The 17,101-nt window shown below is 71.5% G+C and carries 13 protein-coding genes and 2 pseudogenes; 12 read left to right on the top strand and 3 right to left on the bottom strand.

The window, feature by feature from the left end; genetic code table 11:
* The 4 genes and pseudogenes from ACFU8W_RS42500 to ACFU8W_RS42485 form a co-directional block, all read left to right on the top strand.
* Nucleotides 1–149: pseudogene (locus ACFU8W_RS42500) on the top strand (4-hydroxy-3-methylbut-2-en-1-yl diphosphate synthase); the annotation flags it as partial.
* Nucleotides 150–323: 174 nt separating this feature from the next.
* Entirely contained in the window at nucleotides 324–1,169 is an 846-nt protein-coding gene (locus ACFU8W_RS42495; protein WP_384049769.1) for a GNAT family N-acetyltransferase, read from the top strand.
* A gap of 137 nt (nucleotides 1,170–1,306) precedes the next feature.
* Nucleotides 1,307–1,882, top strand: coding sequence for a GNAT family N-acetyltransferase (locus tag ACFU8W_RS42490; protein ID WP_266980923.1), 576 nt, complete (start codon nucleotides 1,307–1,309; stop codon nucleotides 1,880–1,882).
* A 73-nt stretch (nucleotides 1,883–1,955) separates the two neighbouring features.
* Nucleotides 1,956–3,656: a proline--tRNA ligase gene (locus tag ACFU8W_RS42485; protein ID WP_384049765.1), complete on the top strand. Its 1,701-nt coding sequence runs from the start codon at nucleotides 1,956–1,958 to the stop codon at nucleotides 3,654–3,656.
* A gap of 79 nt (nucleotides 3,657–3,735) precedes the next feature.
* On the opposite strand, the gene ACFU8W_RS42480 is transcribed toward ACFU8W_RS42485, so the two are convergent.
* From ACFU8W_RS42480 to ACFU8W_RS42470, 3 genes are all read right to left on the bottom strand, one after another.
* Nucleotides 3,736–4,641, bottom strand: coding sequence for an aminoglycoside phosphotransferase family protein (locus ACFU8W_RS42480; RefSeq protein ID WP_384049763.1), 906 nt, complete (start codon nucleotides 4,639–4,641; stop codon nucleotides 3,736–3,738).
* A 118-nt stretch (nucleotides 4,642–4,759) separates the two neighbouring features.
* Nucleotides 4,760–5,197: a ferritin-like domain-containing protein gene (locus ACFU8W_RS42475; RefSeq protein ID WP_384049760.1), complete on the bottom strand. Its 438-nt coding sequence runs from the start codon at nucleotides 5,195–5,197 to the stop codon at nucleotides 4,760–4,762.
* Entirely contained in the window at nucleotides 5,194–5,808 is a 615-nt protein-coding gene (locus ACFU8W_RS42470; protein WP_384049757.1) for a hypothetical protein, read from the bottom strand. Before ACFU8W_RS42470 ends, ACFU8W_RS42475 begins: the two co-directional genes overlap by 4 nt.
* Nucleotides 5,809–5,985: 177 nt before the next feature.
* Between ACFU8W_RS42470 and rimP the strand changes: the two genes are divergently transcribed.
* The 8 genes and pseudogenes from rimP (at nucleotide 5,986) to ACFU8W_RS42430 (ending at nucleotide 17,085) form a co-directional block, all read left to right on the top strand.
* Entirely contained in the window at nucleotides 5,986–6,483 is a 498-nt protein-coding gene (rimP, locus tag ACFU8W_RS42465) for a ribosome maturation factor RimP (RefSeq protein WP_345514436.1), read from the top strand.
* A gap of 2 nt (nucleotides 6,484–6,485) precedes the next feature.
* On the top strand, nucleotides 6,486–7,526 hold the full coding sequence (gene nusA, locus ACFU8W_RS42460) for a transcription termination factor NusA (protein ID WP_345514435.1): 1,041 nt from the start codon (nucleotides 6,486–6,488) through the stop codon (nucleotides 7,524–7,526).
* A gap of 216 nt (nucleotides 7,527–7,742) precedes the next feature.
* Nucleotides 7,743–8,021 (top strand): YlxR family protein, encoded by a 279-nt coding sequence (locus ACFU8W_RS42455; protein WP_327244073.1) that lies wholly within the window; start codon nucleotides 7,743–7,745, stop codon nucleotides 8,019–8,021.
* A 149-nt stretch (nucleotides 8,022–8,170) separates the two neighbouring features.
* Complete coding sequence (gene infB, locus ACFU8W_RS42450; RefSeq protein WP_345514433.1) at nucleotides 8,171–11,269, top strand: translation initiation factor IF-2; 3,099 nt, start codon at nucleotides 8,171–8,173, stop codon at nucleotides 11,267–11,269.
* A gap of 137 nt (nucleotides 11,270–11,406) precedes the next feature.
* Nucleotides 11,407–11,700, top strand: a complete 294-nt coding sequence (locus ACFU8W_RS42445) for a DUF503 domain-containing protein (RefSeq protein WP_030933278.1) — start codon at nucleotides 11,407–11,409, stop codon at nucleotides 11,698–11,700.
* A gap of 102 nt (nucleotides 11,701–11,802) precedes the next feature.
* Nucleotides 11,803–12,267 (top strand): 30S ribosome-binding factor RbfA, encoded by a 465-nt coding sequence (gene rbfA / locus ACFU8W_RS42440; protein WP_266980906.1) that lies wholly within the window; start codon nucleotides 11,803–11,805, stop codon nucleotides 12,265–12,267.
* On the top strand, nucleotides 12,264–13,163 hold the full coding sequence (truB, locus tag ACFU8W_RS42435; protein ID WP_345514432.1) for a tRNA pseudouridine(55) synthase TruB: 900 nt from the start codon (nucleotides 12,264–12,266) through the stop codon (nucleotides 13,161–13,163). The genes rbfA and truB overlap by 4 nt, the downstream gene beginning before the upstream one ends.
* A gap of 213 nt (nucleotides 13,164–13,376) precedes the next feature.
* Nucleotides 13,377–17,085, top strand: a pseudogene (locus tag ACFU8W_RS42430) (trypsin-like peptidase domain-containing protein).
* Nucleotides 17,086–17,101 lie beyond the last annotated feature (16 nt).

Raw genomic sequence — 17,101 nt, 5'->3', positions numbered from 1 at the left:
AGGGGCAGATCTTCGTCAAGGGCGAGGTCATCAAGACGGTTCCCGAGTCGAAGATCGTCGAGACGCTCATCGAGGAAGCCCTGAAGATCGCCGAGCAGATGGAGAAGGACGGCATCGCCTCCGGCGAGCCCGAGGTCTCCATCGGCTGAGGCCGAATTCTTGTCCTGTGACCGTGCCCCGTCCGACGAACAAGCTGTCGGGCGGGGCACGGTCGTGAGAGACCTCACGGCGGCCGTGCAGGCTGTTGACGGGCATGGGGCGGCGCCTGCCAGCCTCTTTCGGTACAGTGCGGAAATCAGCAGACCGCATGGTGAGGCCCCCTTGTGTTGACGCAGACCACCACCCGGGTCCTCGAACCCAGCGACCTCGGCGCCGCGCTCGCCATCCTGGAGAGCGACCCCGTCGCCAATGCCTTCGTGACGTCCCGGGTCCAGATCGCAGGGCTCGATCCCTGGCGCCTCGGCGGCGAGATGTGGGGCTGGTACGCGGACGGCATACTGCGTTCGCTCTGCTACTCCGGTGCCAATCTCGTACCCATCTGTGCCACCCCCGAGGCCGTCAGGGCGTTCGCCGACCGGGCCCGTCGGGCGGGCCGCCGCTGTTCCTCGATCGTGGGCCCCGCCGAGCCCACCGCCCAGCTCTGGCGGCTGCTCGAGCCGGGCTGGGGTCCCGCCCGCGAGGTCAGGGCCAACCAGCCGCTCATGGTCACCGAGCACCCTGCCGCCGGTGTGACGCCCGACCCACTGGTACGCCGCATCCGCAAGGACGAGATAGAGATCCTGATGCCGGCCTGCGTGGCCATGTTCACCGAGGAGGTGGGCATTTCGCCGCTGGCCGGTGACGGCGGACTCCTCTACCAGGCACGCGTCGCCGAACTCATCGGCACCGGCCGCTCCTTCGCCCGGATCGAGGACGGCAAGGTCGTCTTCAAGGCGGAGATCGGCGCTGCCACCCCGCAGGCCTGCCAGATCCAGGGCGTCTGGGTCGCCCCCGAACACCGCGGCCGCGGCCTCTCCGAGACCGGGATGGCAGCGGTCCTGTGCTATGCACTGGCCGATGTCGCACCGGTCGTCAGCCTGTACGTGAACGACTACAACACCGCGGCCCGCAGGGCATACACGCGGGTCGGCTTCCGTGAGGTCGGGGCGTTCATGAGCGTGCTTTTCTGACCGAGACGAAATGGCCGGGAGCGGCACGGCCTCGTCGACATGAGCGCCCGACGCCGCCGTCGGCAGCGCTCCTCTCCGTAGCCGCGAGCACTCCTGACACGTATCCCCAGCCCGGCGCGGACAGTAGGGTTCGGCGCATGGCAGCTGATTCAGGGGGCGGCGCCCGCACTCCCAGCGTTCTGGTCGGGCCGATCGATCTCGCCGCGCGGGTGGACGAGGCGCTTGCCGTGCAGGCCGTCGCTTTCGGTCTCGGTCACGACGAGGTCCAGGTACGTCGCCATATCGTCCTCAGACACCTCGAGCACCCCTGCGCCCGCGCCCTCGGCGCCACCACCGCGACCGGCCGCCTCGTCGGGTTCGTCTACGGCATGCCCAACGAACGCGGCCACTGGTGGTCCACCGTCGTCGAGCCCTATCTGCGGGCCACCGGCTCCGAGGACTGGCTCGACGACTCCTTCGTGATCACCGAACTGCATGTCCACCCGGAGTTCCAGAACCGGGGCATCGGCCGCACCCTGATCACCACCATCACGGACGCCGTCGATCAGCCGCGCTCCATCCTCTCCGCCATCGACACGGAGAGCCCGGCACGTGGTCTGTATCGCACTCTCGGCTACCGGGACCTGGCCCGGCAGGTGCTGTTTCCCAGCGCTCCCAAGCCGTACGCGGTGATGGGAGCGCCTCTTCCGCTGCGTCGCCGGGACCGGGGCTGAACCAATCGATTTCCGCCCGCCCCCGCCACCCGGCTAACCTCCTGCACATCACCCTTCCGAGCAGGAGTTCATCATGGCCCAGGTCCAGCGCATGTCCCGATTGATGATCAAGACACTGCGCGACGACCCGGCGGACGCCGAGACGCTCAACCACAAGCTGCTCGTCCGGGCCGGTTACGTACGCCGCACCGCGGCCGGCATCTGGACCTGGCTGCCCCTGGGCAAGAAGGTCCTGGAGAACATCACCCGCGTCGTGCGCGAGGAGATGGACGCCATCGGCGGCCAGGAAGTCCTGCTGCCCGCGCTGCTGCCCAAGGAGTCGTACGACGCGAGCGGTCGCTACGACGAGTACGGCGACCTGCTGTTCCGGCTCAAGGACCGCAAGGGCGCCGAGTACCTCCTCGGCCCCACCCACGAAGAGATCTTCACCCAGGTCGTCAAGGATCAGATCACGTCCTACAAGGACCTGCCCGTGATCCTGTACCAGATCCAGACCAAGTACCGCGACGAGGCCCGCCCCCGCGCCGGTGTGCTGCGCGGCCGCGAGTTCCAGATGAAGGACTCCTACTCCTTCGACACCACCGACGAGGGTCTCATCGAGGCCTACCAGCTGCACCGCGCCGCCTACATCCGCATCTTCGAGCGGCTCGGTCTCGACCACCGCATCGTCTCCGCGGTCTCCGGTGCGATGGGCGGCTCGGCGTCCGAGGAGTTCCTGGCGCCCGCTCCGGCCGGTGAGGACACCTTCGTCGACTGCCCCGCCTGCGACTACGCGGCCAACACGGAGGCCGTGACCTTCAAGGCCACCCCCGCGGACGGCTCGGCACACGGCCCCGTCGAGGAGCTGGACACCCCCGACACCCCGACCATCGAGACGCTCGCGACGCACCTCGGTGTCCCGGCCTCCGCGACCCTGAAGAACCTCCTGGTCAAGGTCGACGGCGAGATCGTCGCCGTGGGCGTGCCCGGCGACCGCGAGGTCGACCTCGGCAAGCTCGGCGAGCACCTCGCCCCCGCCGTGGTCGAGCTGGTCACCGCAGAGGACTTCGAGGGCCGTCCCGACCTGGTACGTGGCTACGTCGGCCCGCAGGGTCTGGAGAAGGTCCGCTACATCGCCGACCCGCGCATCGCCCCCGGCACCGCCTGGATCACCGGCGCCAACAAGCCCAGCACGCACGCGAAGAACGTCGTCTGCGGCCGCGACTTCGAGGTCGACGACTACCTCGACGTCGTCGTGGTCGAGGCGGGTGACCCGTGCCCCAGGTGCGGAACAGGCCTCAAGCTGGACCGTGCCATCGAGATCGGCCACATCTTCCAGCTGGGCCGCAAGTTCGCGGACGCGTTCCAGCTCGATGTGCTCGGCCAGAACGGCAAGCCGGTACGGGTCACCATGGGCTCGTACGGCATCGGCGTCTCCCGCGCCGTTGCCGCTCTCGCCGAGCAGACCGCCGACGCGCAGGGTCTCTGCTGGCCCCGCGAGATCGCCCCGGCCGATGTCCATCTCGTCGCCGCGGGCAAGGCGCTCCAGACCGAGCTGGCCCTCGACGTCGCCGAGAAGCTCGGCGCCGCGGGCGTGCGGGTCCTGGTCGACGACCGTGCGGGCGTCTCGCCCGGTGTGAAGTTCACCGACGCCGAGCTGATCGGGGTCCCGAAGATCCTGGTCGCGGGCCGCCGCTCGGCCGAGGGCGTCCTGGAGCTCAAGGACCGCCGTACGGGCGAGCGCGAGGAGCTCACGGTCGACGAGGCGATCGCTCGTCTCGTCGCCCAGGGCTGACACCCGGAATTGCCGAAGGCCCCCGTGCTGTCCGACAGCACGGGGGCCTTCGGCCGTTCTGCGAGGGCGGGGCCGGCGCCTACAGCCAGCCCGCGAACTCCAGCGACAGTTCGCCTTCCTGACGACGGCCGACGGTCAGCGCGCGGGTGCCCGACTCCACCGCACGGAACAACGTCCAGCCGTGGAGCCGTTCCCGGTCCACGTCCAGTGAGTCCGCGAGCTTGTTGATCCGGCGACGGGCCGTCACGGGGCCGCCCGGCGAGGCGATGAGGTCCTCCACCCGGTCCCGTACCAGCCGCGCCAGGTCGTAGGCACGCTCGCCGACCAACGGCTCGGGGCCGACGGTCAGCCAGGGCGCCCGTTCCCCAGCCAGCACCTTGCTCTGGCGGAAGTTGCCGTGCAGCAGCAGGACTTCGGGGGAGTGGGCGACGAGCTCCTCCCGCGCGGCCAGGGCCGCGGAGACCAGAGGTTCGAGCGCCGGGTCGGCCGCGGCGGCGGCCCGCATCGGGTCCGTGCACCGGCCGGTCCGCTCGGCGACCGTCTCGAAGGAGTGCCCGTCGGGCGGCTCGACCCACAGCCGTCGTACCGTACCCGCCGCTTCCAGGAGTGCCTTCGCCTCCGGCAATGAGCGCAGCGACACCTCGGGATGCAGCCGTTCCAGCAGCAGTGCCTCGCCGCCGGAGCCGAGGAGCCGGACGGCTCCCCAGCCGTTCCAGTGCGCCAGCGCCGCCTGCTCCAGGTCGGGCGCCGCTCCGGCCGGAGCGATCTTGAGCACGGCCGGGGTGCCGTCGGCGCGGCGCACCAGCAGAACGAGGCTGCTGCGCCCACCGGGGGCAGCCACACGCTCGAGAGCCAGCTCCGGCCCGTTGGCCGACAGCGACTCGTTGATCAGCTCGGGGAGCCGCGCCAGCCAGTCGGCGGCGGCCCTCTCCCCGTGCACTTCGCCGAGCGCTCGCACCAGACGCTGCGGCGGTTCGAAACCCATACGTGCTGTGTTCCCTTTCAGAGCCTTCATGAGTGCGTCGGACCGGTACCGGTCTTCGCATCGGTCACGTCCGTCGGACCGGTCCCGGACTTCGCATCAGCCCTGCGGGCCCGCCCGCTCAGGCGGTGCCGCCGGCGGACCGCTCGGTGAGTCCGGGAAAGGTTACGCCGCTGCCCCGCCAGCGCACCGCACGCACCGCGGCCTCCCGCAGCGCGTCGGCGGCCTCTCGCCTGAGCGGCCCCCCGGCAGCCCGTACGAGGTCGGAGTAGACGCCCGCGATCCGGTCCTCCAGCACGGCGGCGAGCTTCACCGCTGCTGCCGAATCCGGCACCGCGAACGGCAGAGCGTACGCGGACTCCGCCGCCACCGGCTCACCGCCCAGGTCACGCACGGTCCGCATCAGTGCGTCGCGCCGGGCCCGGTGCTGGTGGTAGGCGGCCGTAGCCTCCGCCCGGCGGCCGTCGGCGACCCGGCCGCCGACCACCCCGTACCCGTACACCGCCGCATGCTCGGCGGCGAGCGCCGCCTGCGCCGCCTGCAGCGTCTGTGCACTCATGACGAGGTCTCCTTGGCCAGTTCGGTCAACAGATAGGCGTGGGCTGCTCCGGCGGCCGCGATCGACGCGAGCAGCCGGGCCAGCTCGGGTGGCGCTGTGAGGAGTGTCGCCGTGTGGGTGTCGGCGGTGCGGCGTTCCGCCGCGGCCAGTTCCTTGACGGCGGTCCTGGCATCGGCGGCGGGAGAATCCGAAACGGTGGGCGAACCCGAGGGGGCGGGTGAACCCGAAACGGCCGGTGCCCGGTCCGCGCCGCGCATCGCGGTCGTGCCCGTGGTCTCGTCGGCACGCGGCCGCGTCGTCCCGTCCGCCCCGGGCGACAGTGCCTCCGTATGGGCCCGTACGGCATCACGCAGCGGTGCGAGCCCGGCCGCGGTCGCCGGATGGGCCGTGACGACCTGCTCGTACTGGGCGAGCAGGGTGCCGCTCGTGCGCGCGGCCCTCAATCGCAGCGCGCTCTCCGCCTTCGCCGCCGACTCCCGCGCACCGGCCGGCGCAGAACCCTTTCGGCCCTCGCCGCTGTCGCCGTCCCCACAGCCGGCCAGCGCCGCTCCCAGGGCGAACGCTCCCGTTACGGTGAGCGCATCCCTGCGCGTCGTCCCCGTGCGCCGCACCTGTTCTCCTTCGGGCGTTGATCTGTCCTGACTGGATCTGTCCTGAAGTGATCACCGCAGGCGAGCGTACCCGCGGCCGACCGGTCGGCGGACGGCAACACCCCTCGGGACCGGATACCCTTTGACCTGACACGCGACGAACCACACAACAGCACACGCGGCCGAGGAGTCACCCGGATGAGCACCACCCAGAGCGAGAGGCTGCGCGGGCTGCTCGAACCGCTCGTCAGCGCCAAGCAGCTGGATCTTGAAGAGATCGAGGTGTCCCGGGCCGGCCGCCGACGTGTGCTGCGCATCGTCGTGGATTCCGACGAGGGCGTGGAGCTCGACGCCTGTGCGGAGCTGAGCCGCGCGATCTCCGAGAAGCTCGACGAGACCGACGCGATGGGTGAGGACGAGTACGTCCTCGAAGTGAGCTCTCCCGGTGCCGACCGTCCGCTGACGGAGCACCGCCACTACGTACGCGCCACCGGCCGCCTGGCCAAGCTGCAGCTGCATGAGGGCGGCGAGCTGGTCGCCCGCATCATCGCCGTCGACGACGAGGGGCTCGACCTCGAAGTGCCGGGCGTCAAGGGTCGCAAGCCCACGTCCCGCCGGGTCCCCTTCGACGGGATCGCCAAGGCGCGCGTGGAGATCGAATTCAACCGCAAGGACAAGAAGGAAGAGGAGGCGTAGCCGTGGACATCGATGTGAAGCTCTTGAGGGGCTTGGCACAGGACAAGGAGATCCCCTTCGACGTGCTCGTCGAGGCGATCGAGTCGGCCCTCCTCATCGCCTACCACCGCACCGACGGGAGCTACCGCCGTGCGCGCGTGGAGCTCAACGAGCGCGGCCATGTGACGGTGTGGGCGAAGGAGGACCCGGCCGACCTCGAAGAGGGCCAGGAGCCGAAGGAGTTCGACGACACCCCGTCCGGCTTCGGCCGGATCGCCGCGACCACCGCCAAGCAGGTCATCCTGCAGCGGCTGCGCGACGCCGAGGACGACAAGACGTTCGGCGAGTACGCGGGCCACGAGGGTGATGTCGTCACCGGTGTCGTCCAGCAGGGCAAGGACCCGAAGAACGTCCTGGTCGACATCGGCAAGCTCGAAGCGATCCTGCCGGTGCAGGAGCAGGTGCCGGGCGAGGACTACACCCACGGGCTGCGGCTGCGTACGTATGTCGTGCGCGTCGCCAAGGGCGTCCGCGGTCCGTCCGTGACCCTCTCCAGGACGCACCCCAATCTGGTCAAGAAGCTTTTCGCGCTGGAGGTCCCGGAGATCGCCGACGGTTCCGTCGAGATCTGCGCGATCGCCCGCGAGGCCGGCCACCGCACCAAGATCGCGGTCCGTTCGACCCGCTCGGGTCTGAACGCCAAGGGCGCCTGCATCGGGCCGATGGGCGGACGCGTACGTAACGTCATGGCCGAGCTGCACGGCGAGAAGATCGACATCGTGGACTGGTCGGACGACCCGGCCGAGATGGTTGCCAACGCGCTGTCGCCCGCCCGGGTGAGCAAGGTCGAGGTCGTGGATCTCGGAGCGCGGTCCGCCCGGGTCACGGTCCCCGACTACCAGCTCTCGCTCGCCATCGGCAAGGAGGGGCAGAACGCCCGCCTCGCCGCCCGCCTCACCGGCTGGCGCATCGACATCCGCCCGGACACCGAGACCGACGCCGAGCGGGACATCGCCGACCGCGAGCGGGCCGAGCGGGTCCGGGACCGGTCCGAGCGGGGCTGAACCGGTACGGGACCGGCGCCGGTCCGAGCAGTGGACCGGCGTCCGTCCGGACGATGGACCGAAACGGTCCGGAGACCGGTCGGTCCCGGGTCCGGAGTACGGGACCGACGCGGTGCCCGGGAATAAATCCATGCGGCATGCCGCTGAGATCACGACAACATCCGTTCGATTTTTGCCCCAAAGGGGTGAGGTCGGTGCGGGGAGGTAGACTTAATCGTGTCTGGCCGGACGCACGCCCGCGCTTGCCCTGAGCGAACCTGTGTGGGATGCCGGGAGCGAGCGGCCAAGAGCGAGCTGCTGCGCATCGTGATGGATGAGGACGCGTGCGTCCCCGATCCTCGCGGTACGCTGCCCGGCCGGGGTGCATATGTGCACCCCGTCACTGTCTGTCTCGATCTGGCGGTTCGCCGTCGGGCATTCCCTCGGGCCTTCAAGGCCAAGGGGCCGTTCGATTCCGCGGCACTGCAGCGGTATGTCGAGCGGGTGACACCGTAAGAAACTAGAACGGCACGGGACCCCGTGCGGTCAGGTACCTCGCGAGTTGGAAGTAGGTCGAGATTGCGATGAGCACTCGATGAGTACGCGATGAGTACGCCCATGAAGTAGCGACGGTCCGGCGGTAACCCGGACCTAAAAGGAGCGAAGTGGCTAAGGTCCGGGTATACGAACTCGCCAAGGAGTTCGGCGTCGAGAGCAAGGTCGTCATGGCCAAGCTCCAAGAACTCGGTGAATTCGTCCGTTCGGCGTCCTCGACGATCGAGGCGCCGGTTGTACGCAAGTTGACTGACGCACTGCAGGGGCCCGGCGGCAACGCCGGCAAGTCCGCTGCGAAGCCTGGCGCGCCCCGCAAGGCCGCGCCCGTCAAGCCCGCAGCGCCCTCCCCGGCCGCTGCGGCACGTCCCGCTGCCCCGAAGCCCGGCGCCCCGGCCCCCAAGCCGGCCGCAGCCGAGGCCCCCAGCAGCACCCCTTCCGCTGCCGCGCCTTCCGCGCCGTCGGCGGGCCCGCGTCCGGGTCCCAAGCCCGCGCCGAAGCCCGCTCCGGTCACCCCGGTGCCCGCGGCAGAGTTTTCCGCTCCGGCCCCGGCCCAGCCGGCCGCGCCGCAGCAGGCCCCGCGTCCCGCGGGTGCCACCCCCGGTCCTCGCCCCGCCCGTCCGGCCCCGGCCGGCGGTCAGCGTGACGGCGGCCGTGGTGGCGAGCGCGACGGTGGCCGTGGTGGCGACCGTCCGGCCCGTCCCGCAGGCCAGGGCGCCCCGCGTCCCGGCGGCGCCCGTCCGGCCGGTCCCCGTCCGGGCAACAACCCCTTCACCTCCGGTGGCTCGACGGGCATGGCCCGTCCGCAGGCGCCCCGCCCCGGTGGCGCCCCGCGTCCCGGTGGCGGCCAGGAGCGTCCCGGCGCCCCGCGTCCGCAGGGCGGCCCCGGCGGCGCCCCGCGTCCGCAGGGCCAGGGCGGTGCCCGTCCGACTCCGGGCGGCATGCCCCGTCCGCAGGCTCCGCGTCCGGGCGGTGCGCCCGGTGGTAACCGTCCGAACCCGGGCATGATGCCGCAGCGTCCCGCTGCCGGTCCGCGTCCCGGTGGTGGCCCCGGCGGTGGCCGTGGTCCCGGTGGCGGCGCAGGCCGTCCCGGCGGCGGTGCAGGTCGTCCCGGCGGCGGCTTCGCCGGTCGTCCGGCCGGTCCCGGTGGCGGTGGCGGCGGCTTCGCCGGTCGTCCCGGTGGCGGCGGTGGCGGTGGCGGCGCAGGCCGTCCCGGTGGTGGCGGCGGCTTCGGCGGTCGTCCCGGCTTCGGTGGACGTCCCGGCGGCCCCGGTGGCCGTGGTGGCACACAGGGTGCGTTCGGCCGTCCCGGCGGTCCGGCGCGTCGTGGTCGCAAGTCGAAGCGGCAGAGGCGCCAGGAGTACGAGGCCATGCAGGCCCCGTCGGTGGGCGGCGTCATGCTGCCCCGCGGCAACGGGCAGGCTGTCCGTCTGTCGCGCGGTGCCTCCCTCACCGACTTCGCGGAGAAGATCAACGCCAACCCGGCGTCGCTCGTCGCCGTGATGATGAACCTCGGCGAGATGGTCACCGCCACGCAGTCGGTCTCGGACGAGACGCTGAAGCTGCTGGCCGAGGAGATGAACTACGTCCTCGAGATCGTCAGCCCCGAGGAGGAGGACCGCGAGCTGCTCGAGTCCTTCGACATCGAGTTCGGCGAGGACGAGGGCGGCGAAGAGGCTCTGGTCTCGCGTCCGCCGGTCGTGACCGTCATGGGTCACGTCGACCACGGTAAGACCCGACTGCTGGACGCGATCCGCAAGACGAACGTCGTTGCGGGCGAGGCCGGCGGCATCACGCAGCACATCGGTGCGTACCAGGTCTCCTCCGAGGTCAACGGTGAGGACCGCAGGATCACCTTCATCGACACCCCGGGTCACGAGGCGTTCACCGCCATGCGTGCCCGTGGTGCGAAGTCCACCGACATTGCGATCCTCGTGGTGGCGGCGAACGACGGTGTGATGCCCCAGACGATCGAGGCGCTGAACCACGCCAAGGCGGCCGACGTGCCGATCGTGGTCGCGGTCAACAAGATCGACGTCGAGGGTGCAGACCCGACCAAGGTGCGCGGTCAGCTCACCGAGTTCGGTCTGGTGGCCGAGGAGTACGGCGGCGACACGATGTTCGTCGACATCTCCGCCAAGCAGGGCCTCAACATCGAGGCTCTTCTGGAGGCCGTCGTCCTCACCGCCGATGCCTCGCTCGACCTGCGGGCCAACCCGGAGCAGGACGCGCAGGGTATTGCGATCGAGTCCCATCTCGACCGCGGCCGCGGTGCCGTTGCGACCGTCCTGGTCCAGCGAGGCACGCTGCGGGTCGGCGACACGATGGTGGTCGGCGACGCGTACGGCCGAGTCCGCGCGATGCTCGACGACAAGGGTGAGAACGTCGAGGAAGCGGGTCCGTCGACCCCCGTCCTCGTCCTCGGTCTCACCAATGTCCCGGGCGCCGGCGACAACTTCCTGGTCGTCGACGAGGACCGTACGGCCCGTCAGATCGCCGAGAAGCGTGCCGCCCGTGAGCGCAACGCCAACTTCGCCCGCAAGGGTGTCCGGTTCTCCCTGGAGAACCTCGACGAGGCGCTCAAGGCCGGTCTGGTCCAGGAACTCAACCTCATCATCAAGGGCGACGCGTCCGGTTCGGTGGAGGCTCTCGAGTCCTCGCTGCTCCAGCTCGACGTCGGTGACGAGGTCGACATCCGGGTCCTGCACCGCGGTGTGGGTGCGGTCACCGAGTCGGACATCGACCTGGCGACCGGCTCCGACGCCATCGTGATCGGCTTCAATGTGCGCGCCGCAGGGCGTGCGCAGCAGATGGCCGAGCGCGAAGGTGTGGACGTCCGGTACTACTCGGTCATCTACCAGGCGATCGAAGAGATCGAAGCGGCCCTCAAGGGCATGCTCAAGCCGGAGTACGAAGAGGTCGAGCTCGGTACGGCGGAGATCCGCGAGATCTTCCGCTCGTCCAAGCTGGGCAACATCGCCGGTGTGCTGGTCCGGTCCGGCGAGGTCAAGCGCAACACCAAGGCGCGCCTGCTGCGCGATGGCAAGGTCATCGCGGAGAACCTCAACATCTCCGGTCTGCGCCGCTTCAAGGACGACGTCACCGAGATCCGCGAAGGCTTCGAGGGTGGTATCAACCTCGGAAACTTCAACGACATCAAGATCGACGACGTCATCGCGACGTACGAGATGCGCGAGAAGCCGCGAGGCTGACCCGTACCTCAACAGTCGGGGCCGGTCGACGGGTCATATTTCCGTCGATCGGCCCCGGCCGTTCCGTGTACGGTTCTTGTGTCCCTGCCAAGCGCTGGCAGGACGCGAACCCGAACCGGCGGGACATCCGGACATCCATGTATGTGGGGACACTGTCCTTCGATCTGCTCCTCGGCGACGTACGGTCGTTGAAGGAGAAACGCTCCATCGTCCGTCCCATCGTCGCCGAGCTCCAGCGCAAGTACGCGGTGAGTGCGGCGGAGACGGGCGGACAGGATCTCCATCGCAGGGCCGAGATCGGTCTTGCCGTGGTCTCCGGGGACACCGGACACCTCACGGACGTACTGGACCGGTGCGAGCGGCTGGTGGCCGCCCGGCCCGAGGTGGAGCTGCTGTCGGTTCGACGGCGGCTGCACAGCGACGAAGACTGAACAACGTCAGAACTGTCAGACGTGAAATCGTCCGACGCGGAAGCGCAGGACGCCGGAAGCGTCGGACCGTAAGCAACCCCCAGAAGGAAGAGTGACGGACCGGTGAGCGACAACGCGCGGGCCCGAAAGCTGGCCGATCGCATCCAGGTCGTGGTCGCGGAGACCCTGGACCGGCGTATCAAGGATCCGCGGCTCGGATTCGTGACGATCACGGACGCCCGGGTCACCGGCGACCTGCGGGAGGCCACGGTCTTCTACACGGTCTACGGCGACGACGAGGAGCGGGCGGCCTCCGCCGCGGCGTTGGAGAGCGCCAAGGGCGTGCTCCGGTCCGAGGTCGGCCGGCAGACCGGGGTCCGGTTCACGCCGACCCTGGCCTTCGTCCCCGACGCACTGCCGGACAACGCACGCACCATCGAGGACCTCCTCGACAAGGCGCGGGCCAAGGACGCGCAGGTGCGCGAGGTGTCGACCGGTGCGAAGTACGCGGGCGACGCGGACCCGTACCGCAAGCCGGAGGATGCCGCCGACGAGTCCGACGAGAACGAGGGCTCAGCCTCCGAATGACACAGCAGAACAAGACGCCGGACGGCCTTGTCATCGTCGACAAGCCGTCCGGCTTCACTTCGCACGACGTCGTCGCCAAGATGCGCGGCATCGCCCGCACCCGCCGCGTCGGCCACGCCGGCACGCTGGACCCGATGGCGACGGGCGTTCTCGTGCTCGGCGTCGAGAAGGCCACCAAGCTGCTCGGTCACCTCGCGCTGACCGAGAAGGAGTACCTCGGCACGATCCGCCTCGGCCAGGACACCGTCACGGACGACGCGGAGGGCGAGATCACGTCGTCCACCGACGCGTCGGGCGTCACGCGTGAGGGCATCGACGCGGGTGTCGCCGCACTGACCGGCGCGATCATGCAGGTGCCGTCCAAGGTCAGTGCCATCAAGATCGACGGAAAGCGCTCGTACGCCCGGGTGCGCGGTGGCGAGGAGTTCGAGATCCCGGCCCGGCCGGTGACCATCTCGTCCTTCAACGTCTACGACGTCCGCGAGGCGGTCGCGGAGGACGGGACGCCGGTCGTCGACCTGGTCGTCTCCGTCGTCTGCTCCTCCGGTACGTACATCCGTGCCCTCGCCCGCGATCTCGGCGCCGGGCTCGGCGTCGGCGGGCATCTGACCGCGCTGCGGCGCACCCGCGTCGGTCCGTACGGTCTCGATGCGGCGCGGACGCTCGATCAGCATCAGGAGAAGCTGACCGTGATGCCGGTCGCGGAGGCCGCCGCCGCGGCGTTCCCGCGCTGGGACGTGGACGAGAAGCGGGCCAGGCTGCTGCTGAACGGCGTGCGGCTGGACATGCCCTCGTACCCGCCGGGGCCGGTCGCGGTCTTCGGGCCCGACGGGACCTTCCTGGTGCTCGTCGAGGAACAGAAGGGCAAGGCCAGGAGCCTTGCCGTCTTCGCCTGACGGGACGGGTTCCGCCGGTCGCAGATCCGGATCCCCATCGTGGAGCGGGCAGCCCCCGTGCCCGCTCCACGATCCCCTCCTCTGGGGTCTGTCCACCGAAACCCACTGATTCACCTGAATGGGCAGGCGCTCGGAGTGATTCAGGGGTGCACTCGGGGGCGCTTTTGCTCCGAGCGCTTCTCGCGCCGATCATCGCCGACCTAACGTCGGACCATGGGAAGCGGGGACCGGCCGACGCTGGTACGTATCTGCGATCCGACCGGCCGGCCGCGGGGGACGGGGTTCGTCGCGGACGACCGCGGCACGGTCGTGACCAGTCATGAAGCGGTCGACGGACTTGCCCGGCTTGTCCTGTACGGAACAGGTGGCCGGAGGCGCTCCGTCGGGGCCGGGGCGATCACCGCGCTCCCGGAGCTGGACCTCGCGCTCGTGCACACCGGGGGGCTCGACGTGCTCGGTGTGGAGCCGCTGCCGATCGTCCTGCGGGACCGGATCGAGCCGGGTACGTACGTACGCATCGCCGCCCATGGGTGGCGCCAGGCGCGGGTGCTGGGCGTGGTGCCCGTGACGTACGGCGTGGCCGGCCGTTCCCACCGGGTCGGCGCCGCCCTGGAACTGGCGCTCGGCACGGACGGCAGCGACGCCCTGCGGATGCGTGGCGCTGCAATCGGCGGGCCCGTGCTCGATCCGCAGACCGGCGCTGTCATCGCGGTGCTCTGCACCGCCCTGCGCGCCCCACACGCTGCCGCCGGCTTGGCGGTGCCGCTCACGGGCGGGGAAGCCGAAGGGCCGCTGGGCGCGCTGCTGCGGCGCAACGCGACAAGCGTCCCCGGGTACGGGCGTGACCTCAACCTTGCGGGCGCCCTGCAGCTCACCGCGATGTCGATCGGTTCGGCAGGAGGTCCCAGCACCTGGCCCGACCCCGTCGAACGCCCCGACACCACGGCGGAGTTCACGGCGTTCACGGCGGCCGGGGAGCGTCCCGAGGTCGTCCTCGGCCTCGTGGGAGTGCCGGGTACCGGCCGCACCACCGAACTCGCCGCGCTCGCCGCCCGTCGCGCCCGCGGCTCCGGCCCCGTCCTCACCGTCTGGCTGCGTGGCGCGGACCTGCTGGCCGACGACGCCTCGGTGGCCGACGCGATCGCCCGTACGCTCGGCCGGGCCGGTCGGATCGTCACCGCGGCCGGGGCCGGGGGCGACATGGCGACCGCCACTCCCGAGCGGGTGGCACGGCTTGCCGCGGACTCGGGAGCCCCGCTGCTCGTCCTGCTGGACGGCCCCGAGGAGATGCCGCCCCTCCTCGCCCACCGGCTGGACCGGTGGACCGCCGGAACGGTCGGATGGCTGCGGGACAACGGGGTGCGCCTCGTGGTCGCCTGCCGGCCCGAGCACTGGGAGACCGCCGGTGCGTTCTGCCCGCCCGACGCGCTGCACCGCCCCGCCGGTCCGGCCCGCGGACTTCCGTCCGCCGTGCGCCTGGGCGATCTCACCGCGAGCCAGGCCGAACAGGCCAGGGGGCGCTACGCCCTCCCGTCCGATGCCCTCGCCCCAGGCCACGACCGGCACCCGCTCACCCTGCGGCTGCTCGCCGAGGTACGCAGGGCGCTCCCCGCGGACGTGCCCGGGCAGCCGGACTCGGAGGACGTCTTCGGCGCCCATCTGGACCTGATGTGCCTGCGCATCGCGGTCCGCGTCGCCGAGGCGTCCCGCCCGGCCCTCAGAGGCACGGCGGTGCGCCGGCTGGCCGCGCAAGGTTGCCGGACGGGTCCACGAGGCCGCACGGCGCTGTCTGGGACCGGGACAGGGGGAACTGGACCGGGCGGCGTTCGAGGAGGTCTTCCCCTGGCGCACGGGCTGGGCCCCGGCGGTCCTCGCCGAGGGGCTGCTCGTTCCGGCGGGTGCGGGTTACCGCTTCGCCCACGAGGAGCTGGGGGACTGGGTGCAGGGCGCGCATCTGGACCTGGACGCGGCGCTGCGGGCCCTGGTGCACCGGTGGCACGCGGAGGAGCCGGGCCGGCAGGTGAGGGCGGCGCAGGAGCGTGTCCCGGCACCCCTGAGCCCGCAGCCGGGCAGTCGCCGGGCACTGCCCGATGCCGAACCGACAGCGCCGGTGGCGTCGCGGGAGCCCCGCACGCTCCCCGTACCGCGTCATCGGATCGGCCCGGTGATCCAGGCACTCCTGCTCCTGGGCCGCCGTCAGGGCCCCGCCGCGCTCGCCCACCGGCTGGCCGAACTGATCGAGGCGATGGACCGGCTGTCGACACGGACGGACGGGGGAACCGGGGGCCGGGCACCGGCCGACAGCGCCGAGAGGACCGGGCCGCTGCGCGATGCCTCCTGGTGGGCCGCCCACCTGCTCGCGGAGACGCTGCTCAGGGTGCCCGACGCCAGGCCGTACCTCGGGGTGGCCCGGCTGCTCACGGGGCACATCGTCCGACGCGCCGGTGCGCTCGGGGCGTACGGCGAGTTCGGCCCGTGGTTCTGGCGGCGGCTGCGGCTGCCCGAGGCGGACCGGATCGATCTGCTGAGGCGGCTCGTGCCCGCGGACGGTCCGCCGCGCGGGGACGGCGGCCGCGACCAGGACACCGGCCGAGACGGTGACGACGACGCCGGTGAGGGCGGCGGCACCGGGGAGGAGCGGTTTCTGGACGTGGTGGCCCGGCGGCTCGTCGCCCAGCCCCGGACCGTGCAGCCCCTGCTCTGCCTCTGGTTCACCGATGAGCGCCCGCTGCCCGCCGAGGACGGTGCGGCGACGCGGCGGACCGTGGCCGCCGCCGCGCAGGCGCTGCTGTATGCCCGCCGTGACCTCGCCGTCGACGACCTGACCGACGCCCTCGTCGCGACCGTGCATCCCCGCGCAGACGAGCTGCTCGCCACGCTCGCCGAGGACGAGCCGGCCGTGCTCTGCCGGGCCGTCGATCGCTGGGCGCGCGACGACGTCCGGCGGGCCCGGCGCGTCGCCGCCGCCTCGTTCGGACTCGTCACCGCACCGCACGCCACCCGCGACACCGACCGTGAACTCCTGCGCCGCTCCGCGCTCTCCCTGCTGGCCCGCCCCGGCGACGTCGATCTGCACGGGGCCGCGCTCGTCCTCCTGGTGCGTGATCCGGACACCAGGGACCGGTATCTGCCCCAGGCCCTGCGGGTCTTCGTGCGGGGCGATCCCCATCTGTCCGCGGCAGAGCTCGCCGTCGCCCTGCCGACGCATCGCGAGCCGGTGATCGGCGCGTTCCGGGACCGGCTCACCCGGTCCGGGGACGGTGCGGGTGAGGCGCTGCGCTCCCTCGCCGGGATCGACGCCCCGGCGCTGGCCCTGCACGCGGCCGGGCTGGTGCGGGCGTACGCCGACAACCATCCGGACGGCGGCGCGCACGTGGCCGGGTACCTCGACCGCAGGCTGGAGCGCGGGCCCGCCGCCCGTGCGCTGCTGCTGCCCCTGGTGACCGGCCTGCTGCGGGACCGGCCCGCTTCAGCGTCCGTGCGCGGTGCGCTCGCCCGGGTACTCGCCGCGCCGGGGACGCCCGCCTCCGGGGCAGCGCGGGCCGAGCTGCTGGAAGTCCTGCTGGAGTTCGAGCAGGGCGCCCACCGGGACCCGGTCGTCCTCGACGCGCTGCTCTGCGCGGCGGCCCACGGATCCGACCGGCGTGCGCCGGTTCGTACCCGGGCGCTCGTCCACCGCACCGGGATGCTGCTGGTCCGCACCGCTGAAGGCGCCGCCCGTTTCGACCGTCGGCTGGTCGAATTGGCCCGGGACGTGCCCGGATTTGCGGAACTGGTCACCGGGTGGCTGGCCGATGCCCCGCAGGAGTGGGCGGCGGTCATCGGCCCCGGTGCGCGGCGGACCGTGGAGGCGGTGTCCACCGCGATGCCGATGCCGATGCAGGCCGCGGGTCGTGGGCATGGCAGTCTTAGACCTGCATAAGAGATACACCCACGTA

This window comes from Streptomyces sp. NPDC057565 (assembly GCF_042801455.1).
GTDB classification, from domain to species: Bacteria; Actinomycetota; Actinomycetes; order Streptomycetales; family Streptomycetaceae; genus Streptomyces; species Streptomyces yanii.
The sequence above is the reverse complement of the archived record's forward strand: the minus strand, read 5'-3'. Positions and strand labels throughout refer to the sequence as shown.

What these genes read in the sequence shown, in the direction of transcription:
- ACFU8W_RS42490 (WP_266980923.1), top strand. Translation starts at nt 1,307, where the DNA reads ATGGCAGCTGATTCAGGGGGCGGCGCCCGCACTCCCAGCGTTCTGGTC.
- ACFU8W_RS42485 (WP_384049765.1), top strand. Translation starts at nt 1,956, where the DNA reads ATGGCCCAGGTCCAGCGCATGTCCCGATTGATGATCAAGACACTGCGC.
- ACFU8W_RS42480 (WP_384049763.1), bottom strand. Translation starts at nt 4,641, where the DNA reads ATGGGTTTCGAACCGCCGCAGCGTCTGGTGCGAGCGCTCGGCGAAGTG.
- ACFU8W_RS42475 (WP_384049760.1), bottom strand. Translation starts at nt 5,197, where the DNA reads ATGAGTGCACAGACGCTGCAGGCGGCGCAGGCGGCGCTCGCCGCCGAG.
- rimP (WP_345514436.1), top strand. Translation starts at nt 5,986, where the DNA reads ATGAGCACCACCCAGAGCGAGAGGCTGCGCGGGCTGCTCGAACCGCTC.
- ACFU8W_RS42445 (WP_030933278.1), top strand. Translation starts at nt 11,407, where the DNA reads ATGTATGTGGGGACACTGTCCTTCGATCTGCTCCTCGGCGACGTACGG.
- truB (WP_345514432.1), top strand. Translation starts at nt 12,264, where the DNA reads ATGACACAGCAGAACAAGACGCCGGACGGCCTTGTCATCGTCGACAAG.